Source organism: Actinoplanes cyaneus, from assembly GCF_016862095.1.
GTDB lineage: Bacteria > Actinomycetota > Actinomycetes > Mycobacteriales > Micromonosporaceae > Actinoplanes > Actinoplanes cyaneus.
Map to the genome: position 1 here is coordinate 23,399 of NZ_BOMH01000037.1, position 17,821 is coordinate 41,219.

19 protein-coding genes and 1 riboswitch are annotated in these 17,821 nt (G+C 72.1%); of the genes, 10 read left to right on the forward strand and 9 right to left on the reverse strand.

Features of this window, described 5'->3' with window-relative positions; translation table 11 throughout:
• Positions 1-150: 150 nt before the first annotated feature.
• The gene (locus Acy02nite_RS24175) at positions 151-3,393 is read right to left on the reverse strand and encodes a GAF domain-containing protein (protein ID WP_203744286.1); all 3,243 of its coding nucleotides are present in this window, start codon (positions 3,391-3,393) and stop codon (positions 151-153) included.
• A gap of 57 nt (positions 3,394-3,450) precedes the next feature.
• Positions 3,451-4,377 carry a GAF and ANTAR domain-containing protein gene (locus Acy02nite_RS24180; RefSeq protein WP_239175148.1) on the reverse strand — a complete coding sequence of 309 codons (927 nt, stop codon included), beginning with the start codon at positions 4,375-4,377 and terminating at the stop codon, positions 3,451-3,453.
• Between Acy02nite_RS24180 and Acy02nite_RS24185 the strand changes: the two genes are divergently transcribed.
• Both Acy02nite_RS24185 and Acy02nite_RS24190 read left to right on the forward strand, forming a co-directional pair.
• Positions 4,321-5,046, forward strand: coding sequence for a class I SAM-dependent methyltransferase (locus Acy02nite_RS24185; RefSeq protein ID WP_203744289.1), 726 nt, complete (start codon positions 4,321-4,323; stop codon positions 5,044-5,046). The two genes, Acy02nite_RS24180 and Acy02nite_RS24185, sit on opposite strands and share 57 nt — an antisense overlap.
• Before the next feature lie 16 nt (positions 5,047-5,062).
• Positions 5,063-5,698, forward strand: a complete 636-nt coding sequence (locus Acy02nite_RS24190) for a class I SAM-dependent DNA methyltransferase (protein ID WP_239175149.1) — start codon at positions 5,063-5,065, stop codon at positions 5,696-5,698.
• A gap of 36 nt (positions 5,699-5,734) precedes the next feature.
• Here the strand turns inward: Acy02nite_RS24190 and Acy02nite_RS24195 are convergent, their stop codons facing one another.
• Positions 5,735-6,103: a TetR-like C-terminal domain-containing protein gene (locus tag Acy02nite_RS24195; protein WP_203744295.1), complete on the reverse strand. Its 369-nt coding sequence runs from the start codon at positions 6,101-6,103 to the stop codon at positions 5,735-5,737.
• Between the two features lie 149 nt (positions 6,104-6,252).
• On the opposite strand from Acy02nite_RS24195, the gene Acy02nite_RS46660 reads away from it, so the two are divergent.
• From Acy02nite_RS46660 to Acy02nite_RS24205, 3 genes are all read left to right on the forward strand, one after another.
• Positions 6,253-6,636: a glycosyltransferase gene (locus tag Acy02nite_RS46660; RefSeq protein ID WP_239175150.1), complete on the forward strand. Its 384-nt coding sequence runs from the start codon at positions 6,253-6,255 to the stop codon at positions 6,634-6,636.
• Entirely contained in the window at positions 6,594-6,890 is a 297-nt protein-coding gene (locus Acy02nite_RS46665; RefSeq protein ID WP_239175151.1) for a glycosyltransferase, read from the forward strand. The genes Acy02nite_RS46660 and Acy02nite_RS46665 overlap by 43 nt, the downstream gene beginning before the upstream one ends.
• A gap of 89 nt (positions 6,891-6,979) precedes the next feature.
• Positions 6,980-7,327: a DoxX family protein gene (locus Acy02nite_RS24205; RefSeq protein ID WP_203744298.1), complete on the forward strand. Its 348-nt coding sequence runs from the start codon at positions 6,980-6,982 to the stop codon at positions 7,325-7,327.
• Between the two features lie 106 nt (positions 7,328-7,433).
• On the opposite strand, the gene Acy02nite_RS24210 is transcribed toward Acy02nite_RS24205, so the two are convergent.
• Together Acy02nite_RS24210 and Acy02nite_RS24215 are read right to left on the reverse strand one after the other, a co-directional pair.
• A complete protein-coding gene (locus Acy02nite_RS24210) occupies positions 7,434-8,864 on the reverse strand; it encodes a hypothetical protein (protein ID WP_203744301.1) in 1,431 nt (476 codons plus the stop codon).
• Between the two features lie 729 nt (positions 8,865-9,593).
• A complete protein-coding gene (locus tag Acy02nite_RS24215; protein WP_203744304.1) occupies positions 9,594-9,788 on the reverse strand; it encodes a hypothetical protein in 195 nt (64 codons plus the stop codon).
• Between the two features lie 68 nt (positions 9,789-9,856).
• On the opposite strand from Acy02nite_RS24215, the gene Acy02nite_RS24220 reads away from it, so the two are divergent.
• Together Acy02nite_RS24220 and Acy02nite_RS24225 are read left to right on the forward strand one after the other, a co-directional pair.
• Positions 9,857-10,540 (forward strand): alpha/beta fold hydrolase, encoded by a 684-nt coding sequence (locus Acy02nite_RS24220; protein ID WP_203744307.1) that lies wholly within the window; start codon positions 9,857-9,859, stop codon positions 10,538-10,540.
• Between the two features lie 73 nt (positions 10,541-10,613).
• Positions 10,614-11,126 carry a P-loop NTPase family protein gene (locus Acy02nite_RS24225; protein WP_203744310.1) on the forward strand — a complete coding sequence of 171 codons (513 nt, stop codon included), beginning with the start codon at positions 10,614-10,616 and terminating at the stop codon, positions 11,124-11,126.
• A gap of 188 nt (positions 11,127-11,314) precedes the next feature.
• Here the strand turns inward: Acy02nite_RS24225 and trpD are convergent, their stop codons facing one another.
• The 4 genes from trpD to Acy02nite_RS24245 form a co-directional block, all read right to left on the reverse strand.
• A complete protein-coding gene (gene trpD, locus Acy02nite_RS24230; protein ID WP_203744313.1) occupies positions 11,315-12,352 on the reverse strand; it encodes an anthranilate phosphoribosyltransferase in 1,038 nt (345 codons plus the stop codon).
• A 227-nt stretch (positions 12,353-12,579) separates the two neighbouring features.
• On the reverse strand, positions 12,580-12,909 hold the full coding sequence (locus Acy02nite_RS24235) for an antibiotic biosynthesis monooxygenase (RefSeq protein ID WP_203744316.1): 330 nt from the start codon (positions 12,907-12,909) through the stop codon (positions 12,580-12,582).
• 50 nt (positions 12,910-12,959) lie between these two features.
• On the reverse strand, positions 12,960-15,077 hold the full coding sequence (locus tag Acy02nite_RS24240; protein ID WP_203744318.1) for a HEAT repeat domain-containing protein: 2,118 nt from the start codon (positions 15,075-15,077) through the stop codon (positions 12,960-12,962).
• Positions 15,078-15,125: 48 nt separating this feature from the next.
• The gene (locus Acy02nite_RS24245; RefSeq protein ID WP_203744320.1) at positions 15,126-16,073 is read right to left on the reverse strand and encodes a S8 family serine peptidase; all 948 of its coding nucleotides are present in this window, start codon (positions 16,071-16,073) and stop codon (positions 15,126-15,128) included.
• Positions 16,074-16,189: 116 nt separating this feature from the next.
• Positions 16,190-16,266: riboswitch (cobalamin riboswitch) on the forward strand.
• A 57-nt stretch (positions 16,267-16,323) separates the two neighbouring features.
• Between Acy02nite_RS24245 and Acy02nite_RS24250 the strand changes: the two genes are divergently transcribed.
• The 3 genes from Acy02nite_RS24250 (at position 16,324) to Acy02nite_RS24260 (ending at position 17,813) form a co-directional block, all read left to right on the forward strand.
• The gene (locus Acy02nite_RS24250; protein ID WP_203744322.1) at positions 16,324-16,527 is read left to right on the forward strand and encodes a CbtB domain-containing protein; all 204 of its coding nucleotides are present in this window, start codon (positions 16,324-16,326) and stop codon (positions 16,525-16,527) included.
• A complete protein-coding gene (locus tag Acy02nite_RS24255) occupies positions 16,518-17,270 on the forward strand; it encodes a CbtA family protein (protein ID WP_203744324.1) in 753 nt (250 codons plus the stop codon). Before Acy02nite_RS24250 ends, Acy02nite_RS24255 begins: the two co-directional genes overlap by 10 nt.
• A gap of 69 nt (positions 17,271-17,339) precedes the next feature.
• Entirely contained in the window at positions 17,340-17,813 is a 474-nt protein-coding gene (locus tag Acy02nite_RS24260) for a MaoC family dehydratase (RefSeq protein ID WP_203744326.1), read from the forward strand.
• Positions 17,814-17,821 lie beyond the last annotated feature (8 nt).

Genomic DNA, 17,821 nt, shown 5'->3' on the forward strand with positions numbered 1-17,821 from the left:
GCCGCCCGCCGGCACCGTTCCCGAGGTGGGTCGCGGTATAGACCTGTACGAGGGTCGCTGGTCGTAGGCCGATGGCGGTACGCGTGCCCGCCGGCGCGGTACCGGAGTCGGCGTACTCCCGGCTGCAGCTCGGCGTGCGGCGTTGAGGGTTCAGTTGCTGCCGACGGCTGTGGTGGGTAGGCGGATGGTGATGGTGGTTCCGGGGTTGTTGTGGGTGGCGGTGACGTGGCCGTGGTGGGCTTCGATAATGGCGCGGGTGGTGACGAGGCCGAGTCCGTTGCCGGGGATGGCGGTGTGGCGGGCGTTGCTGGCACGGAAGAAGGTGCGGAACAGGGCGGTGCGGTCTTGTGGGGGGATGCCGATGCCGGTGTCGCTGACGCTGAGCACGGTGGTGTCGGCGTCGCTGTGCAGAGTGATGGTGGTGGTGCCGCCGTCGGGGCTGTATTTGACGGCGTTGGACAGCAGGTTGTCGATGACCTGACGCAGTCGTTGCGGGTCGGCGTCGATGATCGCCTGGTCGGGCAGGTCGGCGTCGAGGGTGACGTGGTTGGCGTGAGCGGCGGGTGCGATGGCGTCGAGGCTGGCGCGTACCAGGGCGGTGATGTCGGTGGGACGCGGGTGCATGGTGGTGTGCCCGCTGTCGAGGGCGGCGAGGTCGAGAAGGGCGTCGACGATGCCGGTCAGCGCGGTGGTGTTGCGGTCGGCCACGGCGAGGAGCTGTCGCACGTCGGGGTCGAGGTCGTCCTCGGTGAGCAGGAGCTGGATGCCGGCGGCTATCGAGGTCAGTGGGGTGCGCATCTCGTGGCCGACCAGGGCGATGAAGTCGTCGCGGGTGCGGTCCAGTTGGGTGGTGAGCCCGTCGGTGTGCTGGCGGGAGACGAACCGGCCGATGTGTCCGGCCACCGCGCTCAGGCCGCTGATGATGTCGGCCTGGTCGTACTCGCGGTGGTCGGCGATACAGGTCAGCACGCCGATCAGCGTGCCGTTGTACAGGGGCACGGCCACGGCGGTGTGCAGTCCTGCCTGGGCGCAGGCGTCGGTAAGTGCTGGTGGCATGCCCGGGGGAGCGTTCGCGGTGTCGGCGATGTCGGGAACCCACAAGGGCTGTCCGGTGGCCCAGACGGTGCCGGTGATCCCGTGGCCGTTGACCGCTTCAGTGCGCAACAGGTCGCCGACACCGTGCGCCACGTCCGGGGAGAGCCACCATCCGGCGGCGCGCAGGGTGCCGGCGACCGGGTCGTGCAGCCACAGTTCGGCATACGGCCATTGCAGTGTCTGGGCTACGGCTTGGGCGATCTGGGGTCCGGCCCGGGCGACATCGTCGGTGCTGTTCAGTGCGGTGGCGACCTGCAGTTCGCAGGTCCGGAAGCGGTCGGCGCGCCGTTGTGCGGTGATGTCGTGCAGCGCGACGACCGCGCCGGCGAGGGTGCCGTCGGGGTCGCGTATCGGTCCGGCGTTGGCGGTGAAGGTGAGCGCCGGCCGGTCGCCGCTTTTGACGATCACCTCGGTGTCGCGGACCGAGCTCCCGTGTAAGGCGCGCATCAGCGGTGTCTGCAAGAGCGGCAGCGGTGCGCCGTCGGGCCGGAACAAGGGGGGCTCCAACGCGGCGACATCGACCGGTGCGCCATCATCGGGCAGGCCATGTACCTGCCGCAATGCCCGGTTGAACAGCACGATCCGCCCGTCGGCGTCACAGGCGGCCACCGCGGTGTGCAGGCTATCCAGGACGGCGTGCAGGAACCCTGAGCGGCGGGCGGAGAGCCGGTCGGCGTCGGCGCGGTCGGCGCCGTCGAGTACGACCATCGCCCAGCGCCGTCCACTAGCGGTGGGCAGTGCGGTGACCAGGACTTCGACGGGAAACGTGTGACCGGCGCGGTGGCGGGCCGTGATCAGTTGCCGCCATGGCAACCCGACCGGGCCCGCACCGGTATCACCGGCATCGGCGTGGATGCGGGCCCACTGGCCGGCCGACAGCATCAGCTGTTGCACCGGTCGGCCGATGGCTTCGTCGGCAGGCCAGCCGAACATCTGCGCCGCGGCCGAGTTCCATTCCGATACCCGGCCGTCGTCGTCCAAGCTGATTAAGGGCTCGCCCAGCGCGTCGAGTACGGTCGCCGCGCTGACGTGGTGATCGGTCAGCAGGTCGCCTTCGGGCAGTGGGCCGAGCATCTCGGCCAGGTGCAGCAACGCGCTGAGGTCGTCGTCGGTCCAGCGGCGGGCGTGGGTGTCGATGGCGGCGACCGCCCCGAGCGGCCGGCCGCGCCGGTCGTGCAGCGGCACGCCGAGATATGCCCGCACCCGGTAGCGCACGACCGCGTCGAAGGCGGCGTACTCGGCATGCGCCGCCGTGTCGTCGATGATCAACGGGCGGTCGGCGCTGGCGACCAGCGGGCACAGCGAACCGGTCAGCGGCAACTCCCGCGACACCATCAACTCGTGCGGTGCGCCGGACAGGCCGGCGCAGCGAATGCCCTGAGCGCGTACCAGGCTCACCACGCCCATCGCGGCGCCTACCGCCCGCGCCGCGAGATGCGCTGCCGCATCCGCCGACCCCGCCGCGCCGGGCAACGCCGATTCCACGCGCTGCACCGCCGCCAGCCGGGGTGCATCCGACAGCACACCGTCATCAACCACCCAATCGGGGGTCGGTGCTGTGGGCGGGCGCGGAAGAGTCTCAGACTCAGGATCAGGCTCGGTGGCGGTGACGATGCAGTGGGCGACGTCGGTCAGCCGGCGGCGGTGCCGCCGGGCGCGGTCACGGATGATGGTGAACGCCTCGTCGATGCTGACCTCGTGAGCCTGCGCGATCATGCCCTTGGCCTGCTCGATGACGATCCGGCTGTCCAGTGCCTGCTGCCAATGGCCGGCCATCTTCTCGCTGCGGCGCACGGCGTCGCGCCGCAGCAGCGCACCGGTGGCCAGCTCCGCCAGCGCCTGTATTACTGCCCTATCGGCATCGCTGAGGCGCTCGTTCTTCGTGGTATTGAAGATGGTCAACGCCCCAATGACCTGATCACGCTGGCGTAAGGGGAAGGCGTGCATCGTTCGGAAACCTGCTGCGGCGGCTTGTGCCGTGAAACGCGGCCATCGGGTGGCCGCCTGTTCCATGCTGACATTGACGGCCGGCCGGCCGGTGCGGAAAGCGTCCCGGCAGGGGCCTTCGTGCTGCTGCAGGCGCATGAGGTCGGCCACGGTGACGTCGTCCGAGCCGGCGGCGAAGCCGAACTCGCCCCGGGGGTTGGCTACCAGCACGCCGGAGGCGGCCGCTGCGGTCAGGCCGGTGACCCGGTCGGCCAGCATGCGCAGGTAGACCTTCAGGTCGAACCGGTCGACCAGCGTGTCAGCGATCTCCACGAAGGCTGCGGCCAGCCGGTCCCGGGAAGCGGTGATCATTGCTGCCTTCTGACCGGGCTGATGAGCAGGAATTTTCCGGGTAAATCAGTGCATACACTACTCTCCGGTTCGGCGTTCACCGCCGAGAGTTCCCTGCGTGGCGAGCTCGGTCAGCCGGCGGTTGCTACTGCGGGCGTAGCCGCGAAGGACGGTGAACGCCTCATCGACGCTGATACCGCAGGCCTGCGCGACGGCGCCTTTGGCCTGCTCGATGATGATCCGGCTGTTCAACGCCGCCTGCAGTTGCTCGGTGAGCGTTTCGCTGTGGCTGACGGCGCGTTCCTGCAGCAGCCCGATGGTGGCCGTGTCGGCCAGAGCCTGCATGATCGTGACATCGCCGCTGTCGAAGTCCCGGCCCGGGCTGTCACCGAAGACGTTGGGCGAGCCGATCACCTGCCGGCGCAGCCGCAGCGGGAAAGCGTGCACCGACTGGAAACCCGCCGCGACGGCCAACGGCGCGAAACGCGGCCACCGTCCGACCGCCTCACCGAGGTTCGGGTCCAGGCAGGGCCCTTCCTTGTTCTGCACCACGAACAGTTCCACCAGGGTGACGTTCTCGTCCGACCCGGCGATGAACTGCAGCCGTCCGTGCTCGTCGGCCAGCAGCATCCCGGCCGCCGGCGCCTCGGTCAGCTCGGCGACCCGCTCGGTGATCATGTGCATGTAGTCGAGAAGATCGAACTCATCAACCAGCGTGTCGGCGGCCGGCGGCAAAACGGGGTGGCGCAGCGCGAGTCGACCTCGTGCCTGGGGGTAGCCGGTCCCCCGGTGCGGTGCGGGCCGGGTATCGCCGGGTCCGGGTCCGCCGGCGGCTCGGTCGGCGCCGCGCAGGCCCGCCGCGGCTGACTGCGGTCGGCTCGCGCACCGGCCGGTCGGGTGAGCGAGATCGCCTTGTGGCAGGCGATGCCGCGGGGTTGGCTGACAGGCATGGCGCTCATCGCGTACGACCGGTCCGACGCCTCCGCGTTCGCCGCCACCCGCCACCTCGGCGGCGACGCCCTCAACCCGTGGCGCGAGGCGATCACCCGGCACTTGCAGCCGCGCCCGGGGATGCGGCTGCTCGACCTCGGCTGCGGCACCGCGACCTGGACCGCCGCATTCCGCCGGTGGTGGCCGCGGGCCGAGGTCGTCAGCGTCGAGCCGTCGGCGGCGATGCGCGAGCGGGCGGTCACCGGCCCGGTGCTGCCCGGGCACGCCGCGGACCTCCCGGTCGCCGACGCCAGCCTCGACGGGGTGTGGCTGTCCACGGTGATCCACCACGTGCCGGACCTGCCGGCCGCGGCCCGCGAGATCCGGCGGGTCCTGCGACCGGGTGCGCCGGTGCTGATCCGGTCGGCGTTCCCGGGCCGCCACGATGGGATCACCCTGTGCCGGTTCTGGCCGGAAACGATCACCGCGCTGGAGCGGCACTACCCGTCGGTCGCCACGATCGAGACCGCGTTCGGGTTGCCGGACGCCGTCCTGGAACCGGTCACGCAGGTGTCCGCGCCGTCGCTGCGGGACGCCGCCGCCTCACTGCGGCGGGAGGCGCACACGCTCCTGCAGTTGATCACCGATGAGGCGTACGAGGCGGGGCTGGCCCGGCTGCACGCCGCCGCCCGCACCGCGACGGGTCCGCAAACGGACACTCTGGACCTGCTGGTGCTGCGCTGAGATAGTGTGCGCGCTCGTGACGCAGAGCTGGTTGGCCGACACCCGCACCTCCTACGACACGGTCGCCGGCAGCTATGCCGACCTGGTCCGTGACTCGCTGCCGCAGCAGCCGGAGTTGCGCGCCGCCCTGGCGCTGTTCGCCGACCTGGTCGGTGCGGCCGGTGGCGGCCCGGTCGCCGACATCGGCTGCGGTCCCGGCCACGTCAGCGCCCACCTGCGCACGCTCGGCGTCGACGCGTTCGGGATCGACCTGTCCCCCACGATGATCGACATAGCCCGGCGGGAGCACCCGGGCCTGCGTTTCGAGGTCGGCTCGATGACCGCGTTGCAACTCGGCGAGGCGTCGGTGACCGGGCTGCTCGCGTTCTGGTCGCTGATCCACATCCCGGACGAGGCGATCCCCGGGGTCCTCGCGCAGTTCCACCGGGTGGTGCGGCCGGGCGGCCCGCTGCTGGTCGGGTTCCACGTCGGCAGCGAGTCGACGCTGAAGACGCAGGGCTACGGCGGGCATCCGATGAACGTGCACGTGCACCGCCGCCAGCCGAGCCGGGTCGCGACGTGGCTGCGCGACGCCGGGTTCACCCTCACCACCCAGATGCTGCTCGACCTGGACCAGCCCCGCCCCGGCGCGATCCTCGTCGCCCGGCGGTGAGCACGCGGCCGCTCGACAACGGCGGACGGCTGGGCCTCAGGTGCGGGCCGGGGTGATGGCGGCGACGGTCAGGTCGCCGATGCCGTCGGCGTAGTCGTCGGTCAGCGGGCCGTTGCGCAGCAACCAGCGGGGGCCGAACAACAGCTCCACCACCTGGTCCAGGGCGACGTCCGGGCGGACCTGGCCGGCCTCGCAGGCCGCTTCGAGCCGGGCGCGGACCGCGTTCAGCTGGGGGCGCAGCAGCCGATCGCGCACCTGGGCGCCCAGCTCCTCGTCGGCGAGGGTCTCGATGGTGATGGCGCGCGTGGTCGCGGACAGCCGGGGGTCGGCGACCGTGGCCCGCAGGACCTGGCGCAGGTCGGCCCGCAGGTCACCGGTGTCGGGCAGGGTCAGATCCGCCGGCATCCTACGCCAACGATCCCGCCTTCACCGACGTCGTCGAGGGCACCGGCGCCGAGCTGAAACCGTATGCGTCGACGCTGCCCCGCGACGGCGGCGCCGCCGTCGACGACCCGATCGAGCAGCTCACCCTGTTCCTCGACGACGCCGTCGCCATGCTGCCGCAGCTACGGGCCGCCTACGCCGGCGACCGGCCCGACCTGTTCCTCTACGACATCGCCGGCGCTCCGGCGCGGCTGCTCGCCGAGCAGTGGCAGATCCCGGCCGTCCAGCTGTCCTCGGCGTTCGTGGCCTGGGACGGCTACGAGCAGGAGCTGGCACCGGTCATCGACGCGATGCGGGCCGACCCGCGCGGCGCCGACTACTACCGGCGCTTCACGGCCTGGCTGACCGCGGAACGTTCGTCGGTGACCGACAGCCTGGCCTTCCAGGGCCGGCCGCGGCGCAGCAGCTGGCCGTGCTCGAGCAGGCCGACGCGTTCGTCACCCACGCCGGCATGGGCGGCAGCAGCGAAGGCCTCGCCTGCGCAACACCGATGATCGCCGTTCCGCAGGCGGCCGACCAGTTCGCCAACGCCGCGCAACTGGCCGCCCTCGGCGTCGCCCGGGTCGTCGACGCTGCCACCGTCAGCGTCGCGCAGCTGCGCGAGGCGCTGCTCGCTCTCACCACGGACCCCGCCGTGGCAGCCCGCAGCGCCGACCTGAAGCGTCAGGCCCGCGAGGCCGGCGGCGCCGACCGGGCCGCCGACCTGATCGAGGCCGAGCTCGCCGCGGCGGCCGGCAGCGACGGGTGATCCGCTCCGGGCGGTCGCACCTCCGGGTAGCGCCTCACATCCGGGTGGGCTGTCTCGTCGGATCGGCACACCCCGCCCGAGGAGACCCCGTGCACGCTGCCTACCTCACGCTCACCGTCGTCGCCGCGTTCCTGGCCGCGAGCGCCGCGGTCACGTACCTGATCGGCCATGACTTCCCGAAGTCGCAGCTGAGGATGAAACGGCTGCCGCTGTCGTGGATGCCGCGACTCGGCGCGGTCCTGGCCGCGGGCGCGGCCGGCCTGCTCGCCGGTCTCGCCGTCCCGGTGCTGGGCGCGCTGGCCGCGGCCGGCCTGGTCCTGTACTTCGCCGGCGCGCTGATCGCCCATCTGCGGGTCGGCTCCCGCGATCTGGTCGGCTGGGCGGTCTTCTCCACCACGATGACCGCCACCCTGATCGTCACCCTGGTCCACTTGTGATGACGCCGTGGCGGCACGCAATCTCTGTGGGCGTGCCGGGTCATCCGGTGCCGCGCAGCGAGCTGGTTGTGCCGGCGAGGACGGCGCGGCGACCTGCGGCGTACGCCTACCTACGGCCACCGCCACGGTAGGCGCCGGCCGGCACGGCCATGCCTCGGTAGCCCGTCGCAGTCCCGACCACGGCGTAGCCTGCGGCCACCGCGCCCACCGCCTGCCACGCGTCCGGAGACGGCGAGCCGGAGGCGACCGGTGAACCGTCGGCGTCACACGCGGTGGCGACGTTGTCGCCGACCCGCCGGAACCTGAGTGGACCTTCGAGCGGCTGGTCCGTGGCTTCGTAGAAGTCGAAACCGGCCTGCGTCAGGCACCAGAAGGCGCTCCCGCCGGTGGGCGTGGTGACCGTGCCACCGGTCAGGTCGATCAGCCGGGGGCCGCCGTCGCCGTGCCGGGCCACGATCGCGTGTGCGCCGGCCACCGCGGCGCGGTTCACGAGCCCGCCCAACTGCTCGGACGCGCCCATCGGCACCGACCAGGTGGTCCGTCCCGTACGCGGGTCGAAGCCCTCCAGCACGACGTCGAGATCCTTCACCGTGAACGACAGCGGCGCGCGGACGATGTGCTCCCGGCCGTGGACCCGGCAGCGGACAGCTTCGTCGCGCAGTGGCACCTGGCCGGCGCAGCCGACGACCGTGCCGACCTCGTGCCAGAGGACGGCACCGGTCTTCTCGTCCAGACCGGCACTTCCCGAGTCGGCGTGCAGATCCCGGTCGAGCGTGGTGCCGGCGCGGACGCCGTGACCGAACACCGAACCGGCATAGACGCCGTGCTTCTCGTAGAGCGTCCAGTTCCAGCCCCAGTCGGTGCTGAAGCCCGCGGGGAAGGCGTCGGCCAGCGGGCGGTGCCACCGGACGACACCGTCGCGGAGCACGCCGATCTCCTCGACCGCCGGCCGGCCACCCAGGTCGATCAGGCCGTGGGCGCCGAGGTAACGGGCCGTGGTGGGGACGGTGTTCCTGGTGTACGTGGAGAAGTCGCCGGTCACGAGGTCGAGCCGGTAAGCCGTCATCTTCTGTCCGGCTGTCAGTTGCGCCATGACGCACACCGCCCGGTCGCCGAAACACGTATGCGGCGTCGTGCGAAACAGCGCCGCCGGGCTGGATTGCCGGACCTGGCCGGTGGCGGCGTCGACGACCACCGCTCGCGCCCACCAGACTCCGCGTCGAGGCTGGGGTTCCAGGAAGGTGACGGCGTCACCCACCCGCTGCGGCAGGAGCTCGATGCCGCCGGCCTGCTTGCTGGACGTCACCTCACGCTCCCAGCGGAGGCTGCCGTCCGCCGGGTCCATTCCCCGGGCGTAGACATGTTTGTCCCGCAAAACGAAGCCGACAACCGTGCCGCCGACCGCGATCGGTTGCCCGATCGGTTGGACCCCGCCGGTCGCCCATTCCCGCGGGGCCGCTTCGGCGCGACCGGCGGGCGAACCGCCGGCTCCGGCGCTGACGGCTATCGCCAGTAGAACGGTTGCGACTGCGCGCACGAGAATTCTCCCGTTCTCGATCCACCGGTGAATATCGACGGGTGGTGACGTGCCGAGACGGCAGAATCATGTCAAGAGATTCCGGCCGTACGCGGCGTTAGGCGATCTGAAACTCGTATCGCGCGCCGGGATCGCTTTTGATGTTCCTCCGATGAGGGGAACCTCCAGAACCTTACCCGCAGTCGATCACGAAACGGCGGTAATTCCTGCTGGCCGCAGGCAAGATCGTCGGAGCCACGACCGGATCTCCTACGGGAATGTCTCTCGTGGAATATCAGCGGCGGGAAAGGTCCGATTTCAGACCGGGTTGAGCCCTTCCGGCCCGCACCGGGGTTCAGGCGGGACTAGGCTTTCTTCGCCCAAAGACGTTAAACGGAGGAATTGCTATGAAGAGAAGAATTCTCGTCCTTGCCGTCGCATCCGCGGCGTTCGGCTTACCGGTGACGGCCGCGACGCCGAGCCTCGCGGCGCCGGCCGGCCATGGATCCGTGCACGCGGCCGAGGCCACCCGCCCGGTGCCGGCTGATGACCCGCCCGGCGGGGACGACGAGTGGCGCCCGGCCGACGAGCCGGTTCAGGGTCCTGTTGACGGCCCAGCCGGCCCGTGGTGGTAGGACGCCCCGATCGACCATCTCACGGCTGAACCGCCGCGCTTTCCTGTCGTGGGTGCCGCGCTGACGGAAACCCACATCACCGACGGCCCGTACGCGCAGAAGGGTCTGCTTTTGGTCATCGACGCTCGTCGTCGTCGCCGGGATCGGACGGCGGCCGATTGGCGTGCAGCCGGTTGATGCCGGCGTTGCTGCTGCCACTGGCCGGGGTGTCCGCGGCCGGCTCCTCGTCGGTGGTGAACGTGCCGGTCTCGTCGGGGCCGTCGACGTGCTGGTCGGTGCTGGCGCCGGAAACGCCGGACTCTCTGCTCATGGCAGATGCCTACCCGCATTCTGCCGAGCAGAACCGGATACCCGGCGCCGATCGACTACATTCCGGCCATGACGACGAGACTGGATCTTCCTGGGGTGACCGTCGCCTACCGGACCGCCGGCGATCCCGGCAACCCGCCGATGGTGCTGCTGCACGGGCTCGGCGACAGCCACGCCGACTGGGAGACCGTCCTGCCCGACCTCTCCGAGACCCACCATGTGTACGCCCTCGACCTGCGCGGGCATGGCGCCAGCTCGCACCCGGGCACGTATTCCTTCGAGCTGATGCGCGACGACGTCCTCGCGTTTCTCGACGCGACCGGCATCGACCGGGCGGTGCTCGTCGGGCATTCGATGGGCGCCGTCGTTGCCACGCTGCTCGCCCTGGCCGCCCCGCACCGGGTCACCCACCTGATCCTGGAGGACGCCGTCCCGCCACGGCCCGGCGCCCTGACCCGGCCGCCACTGCCGCCGCCCGCCGAGCCGACCGCGTTCGACTGGGCCGCCGTCACCGCGATCCGCGCGCAGCTCAACGACCCGGACCCGGCCTGGTGGCAGGCCCTCGCGCGGCTGACCGTCCCGACCCTGGTGATCAGCGGGGCGGAAAGCGCGATCCCGCACGAGTTGCTGGCCGACGCGGCCGACCGCATCCCGGACGCCGTCCTGGCCACCGTCACGGCCGGCCACTACGTCCACACCGAGCAGCCGACCGCGTTCATGAGCGAGCTCACCCGGTTCCTCGACACCCATTGACCCCCCGATTTCCCCGTACGCCGTGAAGCGTCCCTCCCCCCACACGACCCCGCGCGGATGCGACGCTGCGGGCGTGAAACGCATCGTCGTGTACGGCGTGACCGGCTCCGGCAAGTCCACGCTGGCGCAGGCCCTCAGCGCGCGCACCGGCCTGCCGTACCACCCGGTCGACGACCTGACCTGGGAACCCGGCTGGGTCGAGGTGCCCATCGCCGTGCAACGCGACCGGATCGCCGCGATCTGCGCCGGCGACGCGTGGATCCTCGACAGCGCGTACCAGTCCTGGATCGACATCCCGATGGCCCGCGCCGACCTGATCGTCGGCCTGGACCTGCCGCAGTGGCGGTGCCTGGCACGGCTGCTGCGCCGCACCCTGTCCCGGGCGCTGACCCGCACCCCGATCTGCAACGGCAACACCGAATCGCTGCGGGAGCTGCTCACCCGCGACTCGATCGTCGCGCAGCAGTTCCGGTCGTACCCGCGCAAACGGGCCCGGATGCGGGCCTGGTCCACGGACCCGGCGATGCCGCCGACCGTGCTGCTGCGCACGCCCCGCGCGGTCCGCGACTGGCTCACCTCGATGTAACACCGGACGGCCCCCGGCCCAAGTACCCGGTGAAGACATCGAGAGGAGACCCTGTGCAGGATCCGTTCGAGGATCGCCGGCGGCTGAGAACCACCTCGCCGGGGTTCCGGCTGGCTCTCACGGTCACTGTTCGTCTCTCATGACCACCGTCAGAACCAGCCCGAACCGCGCGGCGCGCCGCGCAGTTGTCAGGCGGGCTCACCGTCGCGGGCCGCTTCCCGGCGGCTGGCGCGCACCCAGCGGTCCAGCGTCGCCCGGGCCGCGCCGCTGTCCACGGCCCGGACGCAGCACGCCAGCGCCGCCGCGAACCCGCGCCCGTCCACGGCCACCAGCATCGCGGCGGCGTTGAGCAGCACCACGTCGCGTACCGGGCCGGGCTGCCCGTCCAGCAGCGCCGTGAACGTCGCCGCGTTGCACTCCGGGGTCGCACCGCGCAGATCGGCCGGGCGGGCGCGGGGCAGCCCCAGCGTCGCCGGGTCCAGCACCGACGCCCCGACCACGCCGTCGCGCACCGTCCACACGTGCGACGTGGTGGTCGTCGTCAGCTTGTCCAGGCCGTCGTCCCCGCGAACCACCAGAGCATGCCCGCCCCGTGCGGCCAGCACCCCGGCGATCAGCGGCGCCATCCGCGCGTCGGCGACCCCGACCACCTGATGCCGCGGCCGCGCCGGGTTGATCAACGGCCCGAGAACGTTGAACACCGTCGGCACCCCCAGCTCACGCCGGACCGCCGCGGCGTGCCGCAACCCCGGGTTGAACCGCGGCCCGAACAGGAACGTGATCCCCGCCGCGTCCGCCACCCGCGCCGCCGCCCGCGGCCCCAGCTCCAGCCGCACCCCGAGCTGCTCGACCAGGTCGGCGGCCCCGGCCGTGCCCGACGACGCGGCCCGCCCGCCGTGCTTGACCACCCGCACCCCGGTCCCGGCGGCGACCACGGCCGCCATCGTGGAGATGTTGACCGCGCCCAGACCGTCACCGCCGGTGCCGGCGATGTCGACGACCGGCCCCGCGACCCCGACCGGCAGCGCACTGGCCTGCAACGCCGCGACCAGTCCGCTGATCTCGTCGGTGGTCTCGCCCTTGGTGCGCAACGCGGCCGCGAACCCGGCCACCTGCACCGGGCTGACCTCGCCGTTCACGATCCGGGTCATCGCCCAGGCCGCCTCGTCCCGGGTCAGGTTCTCACGGCGCAGCAGGCGGGGCAGGATGACGTCCGACAGCGGCATTCTCGGGTGTCCTCGCGGGCAGGGGCCGTCGGCGAGGCTTCACGCAAAACGGCCGCCTCGACGAGGCGGCCGGTGGGCTGGTGCGTAAGGTCGGGCCGCCTAACAGGCGCGCCACCAGAACTTCGCACACGTGATCACGCAGGCACTGTAACACCGGCCGGGCCACACTTGACCCCGCTGGCGGCGCGCCGTTGACCCCGCTCGCGGCGGGCGGCCCGGGTCGGCGCTCACCGCGGCGGACCCGCGGCCGGGGGCGCCACCACCGGCCAGGCGTCCGCGACCTGCGCGTGCCGCATCCCCAACGACGCGCTGATGTGCCGGAACCAGGCCGCGCACTCCGGCACCTCCATGATCGTGCGCGCCGACTCCAACGCCTCGGCGTGCGAACGCCACAGCACGACGTCGGTCCACGACCCGTCCTCCTGCTTGACCAGATACGCCGCCAGGCACGCCGGGTACGCCCTGCGCAGGGCGGCGAGCATTGCCGGGCGCTCGGCGAGGAACGCCTCCTCGGCCCCGTCGTGGATGCGGAACGAAGCCAGCTCCATCGTCGTCATGATCGCCAAGCTAGCCGAGGAGCGCGGACAGAACCCACCCTCCCCGGGGGTCACCTCGGCCCGCGAGGAACGTCGGGACGGATGGCACGCAGGGCAGCCGTGACCGACTGCTGGCAGCGTCGGTCCCAGTCGACCGGGTCCTTCGAGCCCCACAGGCCGAGTCGACGATCGGCTTCGAGGAAGGCCGTCAACGCCGGCACTGCAGCCGCGGCCGCGGTGCCGATCCGGGCCAGGTAACCCACGACGGTGGTGTGAGCGGAGCCGAACGGATGCCAGTCCCAGGGCTCGTCGAGGACGGCAGCCAGGACCGGCACCGTGTCCGCTGTATTCCCGGTGGCACCCCACAGCGCGAACGCCGCTTCCACTCTGGTCGTCGTGTGATTGTCGGCGCTGAGCCGAGCGCGGATCACCGGCTCGTGTGCCGCCGCTGCGGGGCCCACATCGGCGAGCAGGCGCAGGGGTTGTGATCCGGTGCCCGCTCCCGTGGCCAGCCGGGCCAGCGTGGCGGCGGTGTCTTCGGCTCCTTCCCCGGTGATGCGCCAGCGTGCCCAGACCAGGGCGGCCAGCAGGCCGGGTTCGGCGCCAGCGGCCAAGCGGTCGAGAACGGGCACCGCGGCGGCGGCCGGCGGGCCGATCCGGGCGAGGCAGTACACGACCTTGGTGCGATCGGTGTCCGGCGCGGACAGCAGATCTGTCAGCAGGTCAACGGCGCCGGCCGCGTGCTCACCCCAGTGGCTGAGCCCTTGAAGGAGTTCACACCGCAGGCGCCGCCAGCCGTTGCTCGAGTCGGCCAGACGTGCGACAACGACCGGTGCCAGCCGCCCGGCGTACGGCCTCATCGCCGACAACACGTTGCCCGGATCGGGGCTGCCATCCGGGTGCCGGCGCGGCTCAGGCCAGGGATAGGCCGGCCGGCTCAGCAGGTCCGCCAGTGGCTCGACCGCGCGGACATCGCCCAGATGGGCCAGCGTTACGACCGTCCAAGCCCACACCTCGGGGTCCGGATCGTCCAGTGCGGCAGCAATCCGATCGGCGGCGGGCGCGGCGGCGGCTCCGGCTCGGACCAGGTGCCGGGCGGCGGTGCGCCGTACCGCTGGTTCGGTGTCGTGCAGCCGATCCGCCAGCAAAGTGATCATCTCGTCGGTCCACGACCGCCACTCGGCGGCGAGATCGTACGCCGCACGCAGGGCGCAGGCTCGCACAGACGGGTGGGGCGATGCCGCCAGGCGTGCCACCAGATCCGCCTGGACCTCCGGCACGTCGCCCAGGAAGACGACGAGCCACGCGGCCAGCCCGCGATGGCGCAGGCTGTCGTTGGGCCACGGCACATCGTCCATCGTTTCGGCCATGCGAGGGTCGACCACCTCGGCGAACAGGTCCAGCATCCGATCCGGCACCGGCTCAGCTGTCGCGCACAGCCAGCTCAGCGCGGCCGCGAACCGCACGTCAGGCGGGTTGCCCGGGTCGACCCACAGCGCGGCGGTCCACGCCACCACGTCCGAGTCCGCCCGCTCCACCGCCAGTTGCGCGAGAGCCAGCACCAGACTGGCCCGTACGGCCAGGGACGTCTCGACCGCGAGGCGCTCCCGGAGCGCAGCCGTTACCTCGGGCGGTGGCATCAGCGCGCCCGCCAGGGCGTACGCCACGTTCGCCCGGACCGCGGGATCCGGGTCGTCGAGCAGGCCGATCAGCAGCACAGCGTCGGCCGTGACCGCTTCCCGCGCTGCCTGGCAGGTCCACGCGACGATGCGCCCGTACCCGTCGATCGTCATGCGGTCCTGTTCGTCGACCACGTGGAACAGGGACGCGCGCGTGTCCGTACCGAAGTGTTCGCGGTGTCCCACCTCGGCGGCGAGGTTCAGCAGTTCGGCGCGCTGGGGTGCTGCGGGGTCAGCGGCGATTCGCAGCAGGAACGGCACCGCCAGGGCCCCGGTCACGTCGCTGGTGCCCTCGTTGCGCACCCTGGTCCACAGGTCAGCGAGGCTTCTGCAGGCGTGGCCGGGATCGTACAGCGCCCGCAACAGGCCGGGAACGCTGTCGGGCGGCCAGCACTCGTCGGTGAAGCGCGCCCAGGGAACGGCGTCCAGCTCCGGCTCGCCGGCCGCACGCAGTGCCGCCATCACCCACCGGACGTCCTGCTCTCCGCCGGGCTCACAAATCTCGATCACGCCGCGATCATGCTGTACCGGTACGACGTTTCCGGGAGGGCGACGGACCTACCGGTCAGCGCCCGGCCGCCAACCCCGCCGCCGCCCCCGCACCACTGAGACCGCGGTCACCGCCCCCACCGCACCCAACCCCAGCACCCACCCGGCGAACCGCAGCGCCCGTCCCGACCCGGGCGCGTCGTCCACGCCGTACGCCGCAGGACGGGAACTCCCGGCGGGAACCGCGTGGGGCACCGCGGACCGGGAGTCACCCTCGGCCAGGGCCCGGTACGGGTTGAGCCGCCGCGCCCGATCCGAGGTCGCCACCAGACGATCGGTCACCGCCGCGGCCGGCAACGCCGGGAACCGTTCGCGCAGCAGCGCCACCGTCCCCGACACGAACGCCGCCGAGAAACTGGTCCCGGCGTCCCCGGCCGCGACCAGGTCGGTGTGCGGCCCGGCCGGCGAGAACGACGCGGGCTCGCCCGACGACAGGATCGCGCCGACCCCGATCACCGACGGATAGGCCGCCGGATACATCACCGGCCGCGATGAATCGTTGCCGACAGCGGCGACCACCACCGCCCCGCGGCGCTGCGCGACCGTGACCGCGGCACGCACCCGCGGGTCGTCGACCCCGATCACCAGCGAGATGTTGATCACTGCGGCGTGCCCGGCGGCCCACCGGATGCCCTGCGCGAGGCGCCCGATCCCGTCGGCGTCGCCCGGATCACCGTCGGACACCCGCACCGGCACGATCGTCACCCCGGGCGCCACCGCGACGATCGCCGCGGCCACCGCCGTCCCGTGCCCCGCGCACGGCGCCCGGCCGGCCAGCAGATCACGCCCGGCGACGACCCGCCCCTTGAGCTGTGGCAGCGTCGCGTCCACCCCGGAATCGACGACCGCGACCCGCACCCCGGCCCCGGTCGCCAGCGCCGCAAGGGGCTCCACCGGGTACGGATTGACCACCACCGGCGCCACACACGACGCCAGCACCCCCAGCCACCACACCACGCCCCACCCCCACCCCGCCCAGTGATGAACGTGAATCTTAAGGGTGCCGGGCCATCCCGGTTGTGCCGCTGCCACGGCGACGGATAGTTTGTGGGAGCCATCTGCGGCGTCGTGAGGGAAACCGGTGAGATTCCGGTGCGGTCGCGCCACTGTGAACTGCCCCCGCGCCAGCGGGGCCGGTGAGTCAGGACGCTCACGCGACCGCAGCCTGTTGATCGGGACGCGTCATCCCGTAGGAGGTTGATCTGCCATGCCCAAGGCTCAGACCGTTCGCCCGCTGGCCATCCCGGCCGTCTCCACCCGCCTGCTGCTCACCGCCGCCGGCGTCGTGATCCTGCTGCTCGCCCTGGCCTACCTGGTCGCCTTCGACCAGGGCGCCCTGTCCCGCAGCGGCATGTACATGCACGAGCTGATGCACGACGGCCGGCACCTGCTGGGCGTTCCGTGCCACTGAGATTCGGCCGCCTGCTCGTCGCCGGTCTGCTCGCCGGCCTGATCGCCGGCCTGATCGCCGGCACGTTCGCGTACTTCGCCGGTGAGCCGCGCATCGACGCGGCCATCGCCATCGAGGAACAGAACACCCTCGGGCACGGCGAAGCTGGCGGCGGCGAGGAACTCGTCTCCCGCGGCACGCAGAAGAACGTCGGGCTGATCCTGGCGACCAGCCTTTACGGCATCGCCATGGGCGGCTTCCTCGCCACCGGGTACACCCTGCTGCGCCGACGCCTGCGCACCGGCAGCGACACCCGCGCCGCGATCGGCCTGGCCGCGGCCGCCCTGACCGGCATCGTCCTGGTCCCGTTCGTCAAGTATCCGCCGAACCCGCCGGCCGTCGGCGACCCCGCCACCATCGACCAGCGCACCACCAGCTACCTCGCCGTGCTCGTCCTTGGCCTGGTCGCGGTCTGGGCCGGGGTCCTCGCGGCCCGCACCCAGACCCACGAATGGCGGCGCGCCACCGCCGGCCTGCTTGGCTTCGTCGTCGTGGTCGCCATCGCCTACCTGCTGCTGCCGGCGGTCGACGAGGTGCCCGGCACGTTCCCGGCCGTCCTGCTGTGGAAGTTCCGGATCGCGTCGCTCGGCACCCAGGTTGTCCTCTGGACCGTCCTCGGGCTCGCCTTCGCCGCCCTGCTGCACCGCCTGGCCACCAGCACCGGCCCGGCCACCGCCGAGCCGGGGACACGGGCCGCGGCCTGACCCGAACCGCACCACCGCACAGGCGCCACGCGACCCGATCGCGTGGCGCCTTTCCCATAGGGTGCGGTGATGCCCCGCTTCACCGACCTTGACGACCTGCTCCGGCACGACGAGCTCGGCACCGGCGACTGGCTCCTCGTCGACCAGGACCGCATCGACGGGTTCGCCCGAATCACCGGCGACCACCAGTGGATCCACACCGACCCCGAACGGGCCCGCACCCACGGCCCGTTCGGCACGACGATCGCCCACGGCGCCCTCACCCTGTCGCTGTGCATGACATTCCTGACCGACATCGTCCAGGTCGGCACCGTCACCTTCGCCGTCAACGGCGGCTTCGACCGGGTCCGCTTCCACACCCCGGTCCGCTGCGGCTCCCGCCTGCGCGGCACGGTCCGCCTCCGCGAAGCCCGACGCCTGCCCGGCGGCGCCCGCCTGATCCTGCGCGTCACCGCCGAGATCGAGGGCGAGCGCCGCCCCGCCTGCGTCGCCGACCACATCCTGGCCCTCTACGAGCAGACCCCCGAGCACACCCCCGATTAGGTACGCCG

What these genes read in the sequence shown, in the direction of transcription:
- Acy02nite_RS24220 (WP_203744307.1), top strand. Translation starts at nt 9,857, where the DNA reads ATGACGACGAGACTGGATCTTCCTGGGGTGACCGTCGCCTACCGGACC.
- Acy02nite_RS24175 (WP_203744286.1), bottom strand. Translation starts at nt 3,393, where the DNA reads ATGATCACCGCTTCCCGGGACCGGCTGGCCGCAGCCTTCGTGGAGATC.
- Acy02nite_RS24250 (WP_203744322.1), top strand. Translation starts at nt 16,324, where the DNA reads ATGCCCAAGGCTCAGACCGTTCGCCCGCTGGCCATCCCGGCCGTCTCC.
- Acy02nite_RS24260 (WP_203744326.1), top strand. Translation starts at nt 17,340, where the DNA reads ATGCCCCGCTTCACCGACCTTGACGACCTGCTCCGGCACGACGAGCTC.
- Acy02nite_RS46660 (WP_239175150.1), top strand. Translation starts at nt 6,253, where the DNA reads ATGCTGCCGCAGCTACGGGCCGCCTACGCCGGCGACCGGCCCGACCTG.
- trpD (WP_203744313.1), bottom strand. Translation starts at nt 12,352, where the DNA reads ATGCCGCTGTCGGACGTCATCCTGCCCCGCCTGCTGCGCCGTGAGAAC.
- Acy02nite_RS46665 (WP_239175151.1), top strand. Translation starts at nt 6,594, where the DNA reads ATGGGCGGCAGCAGCGAAGGCCTCGCCTGCGCAACACCGATGATCGCC.
- Acy02nite_RS24185 (WP_203744289.1), top strand. Translation starts at nt 4,321, where the DNA reads ATGGCGCTCATCGCGTACGACCGGTCCGACGCCTCCGCGTTCGCCGCC.
- Acy02nite_RS24195 (WP_203744295.1), bottom strand. Translation starts at nt 6,103, where the DNA reads ATGCCGGCGGATCTGACCCTGCCCGACACCGGTGACCTGCGGGCCGAC.
- Acy02nite_RS24215 (WP_203744304.1), bottom strand. Translation starts at nt 9,788, where the DNA reads ATGAGCAGAGAGTCCGGCGTTTCCGGCGCCAGCACCGACCAGCACGTC.
- Acy02nite_RS24235 (WP_203744316.1), bottom strand. Translation starts at nt 12,909, where the DNA reads ATGACGACGATGGAGCTGGCTTCGTTCCGCATCCACGACGGGGCCGAG.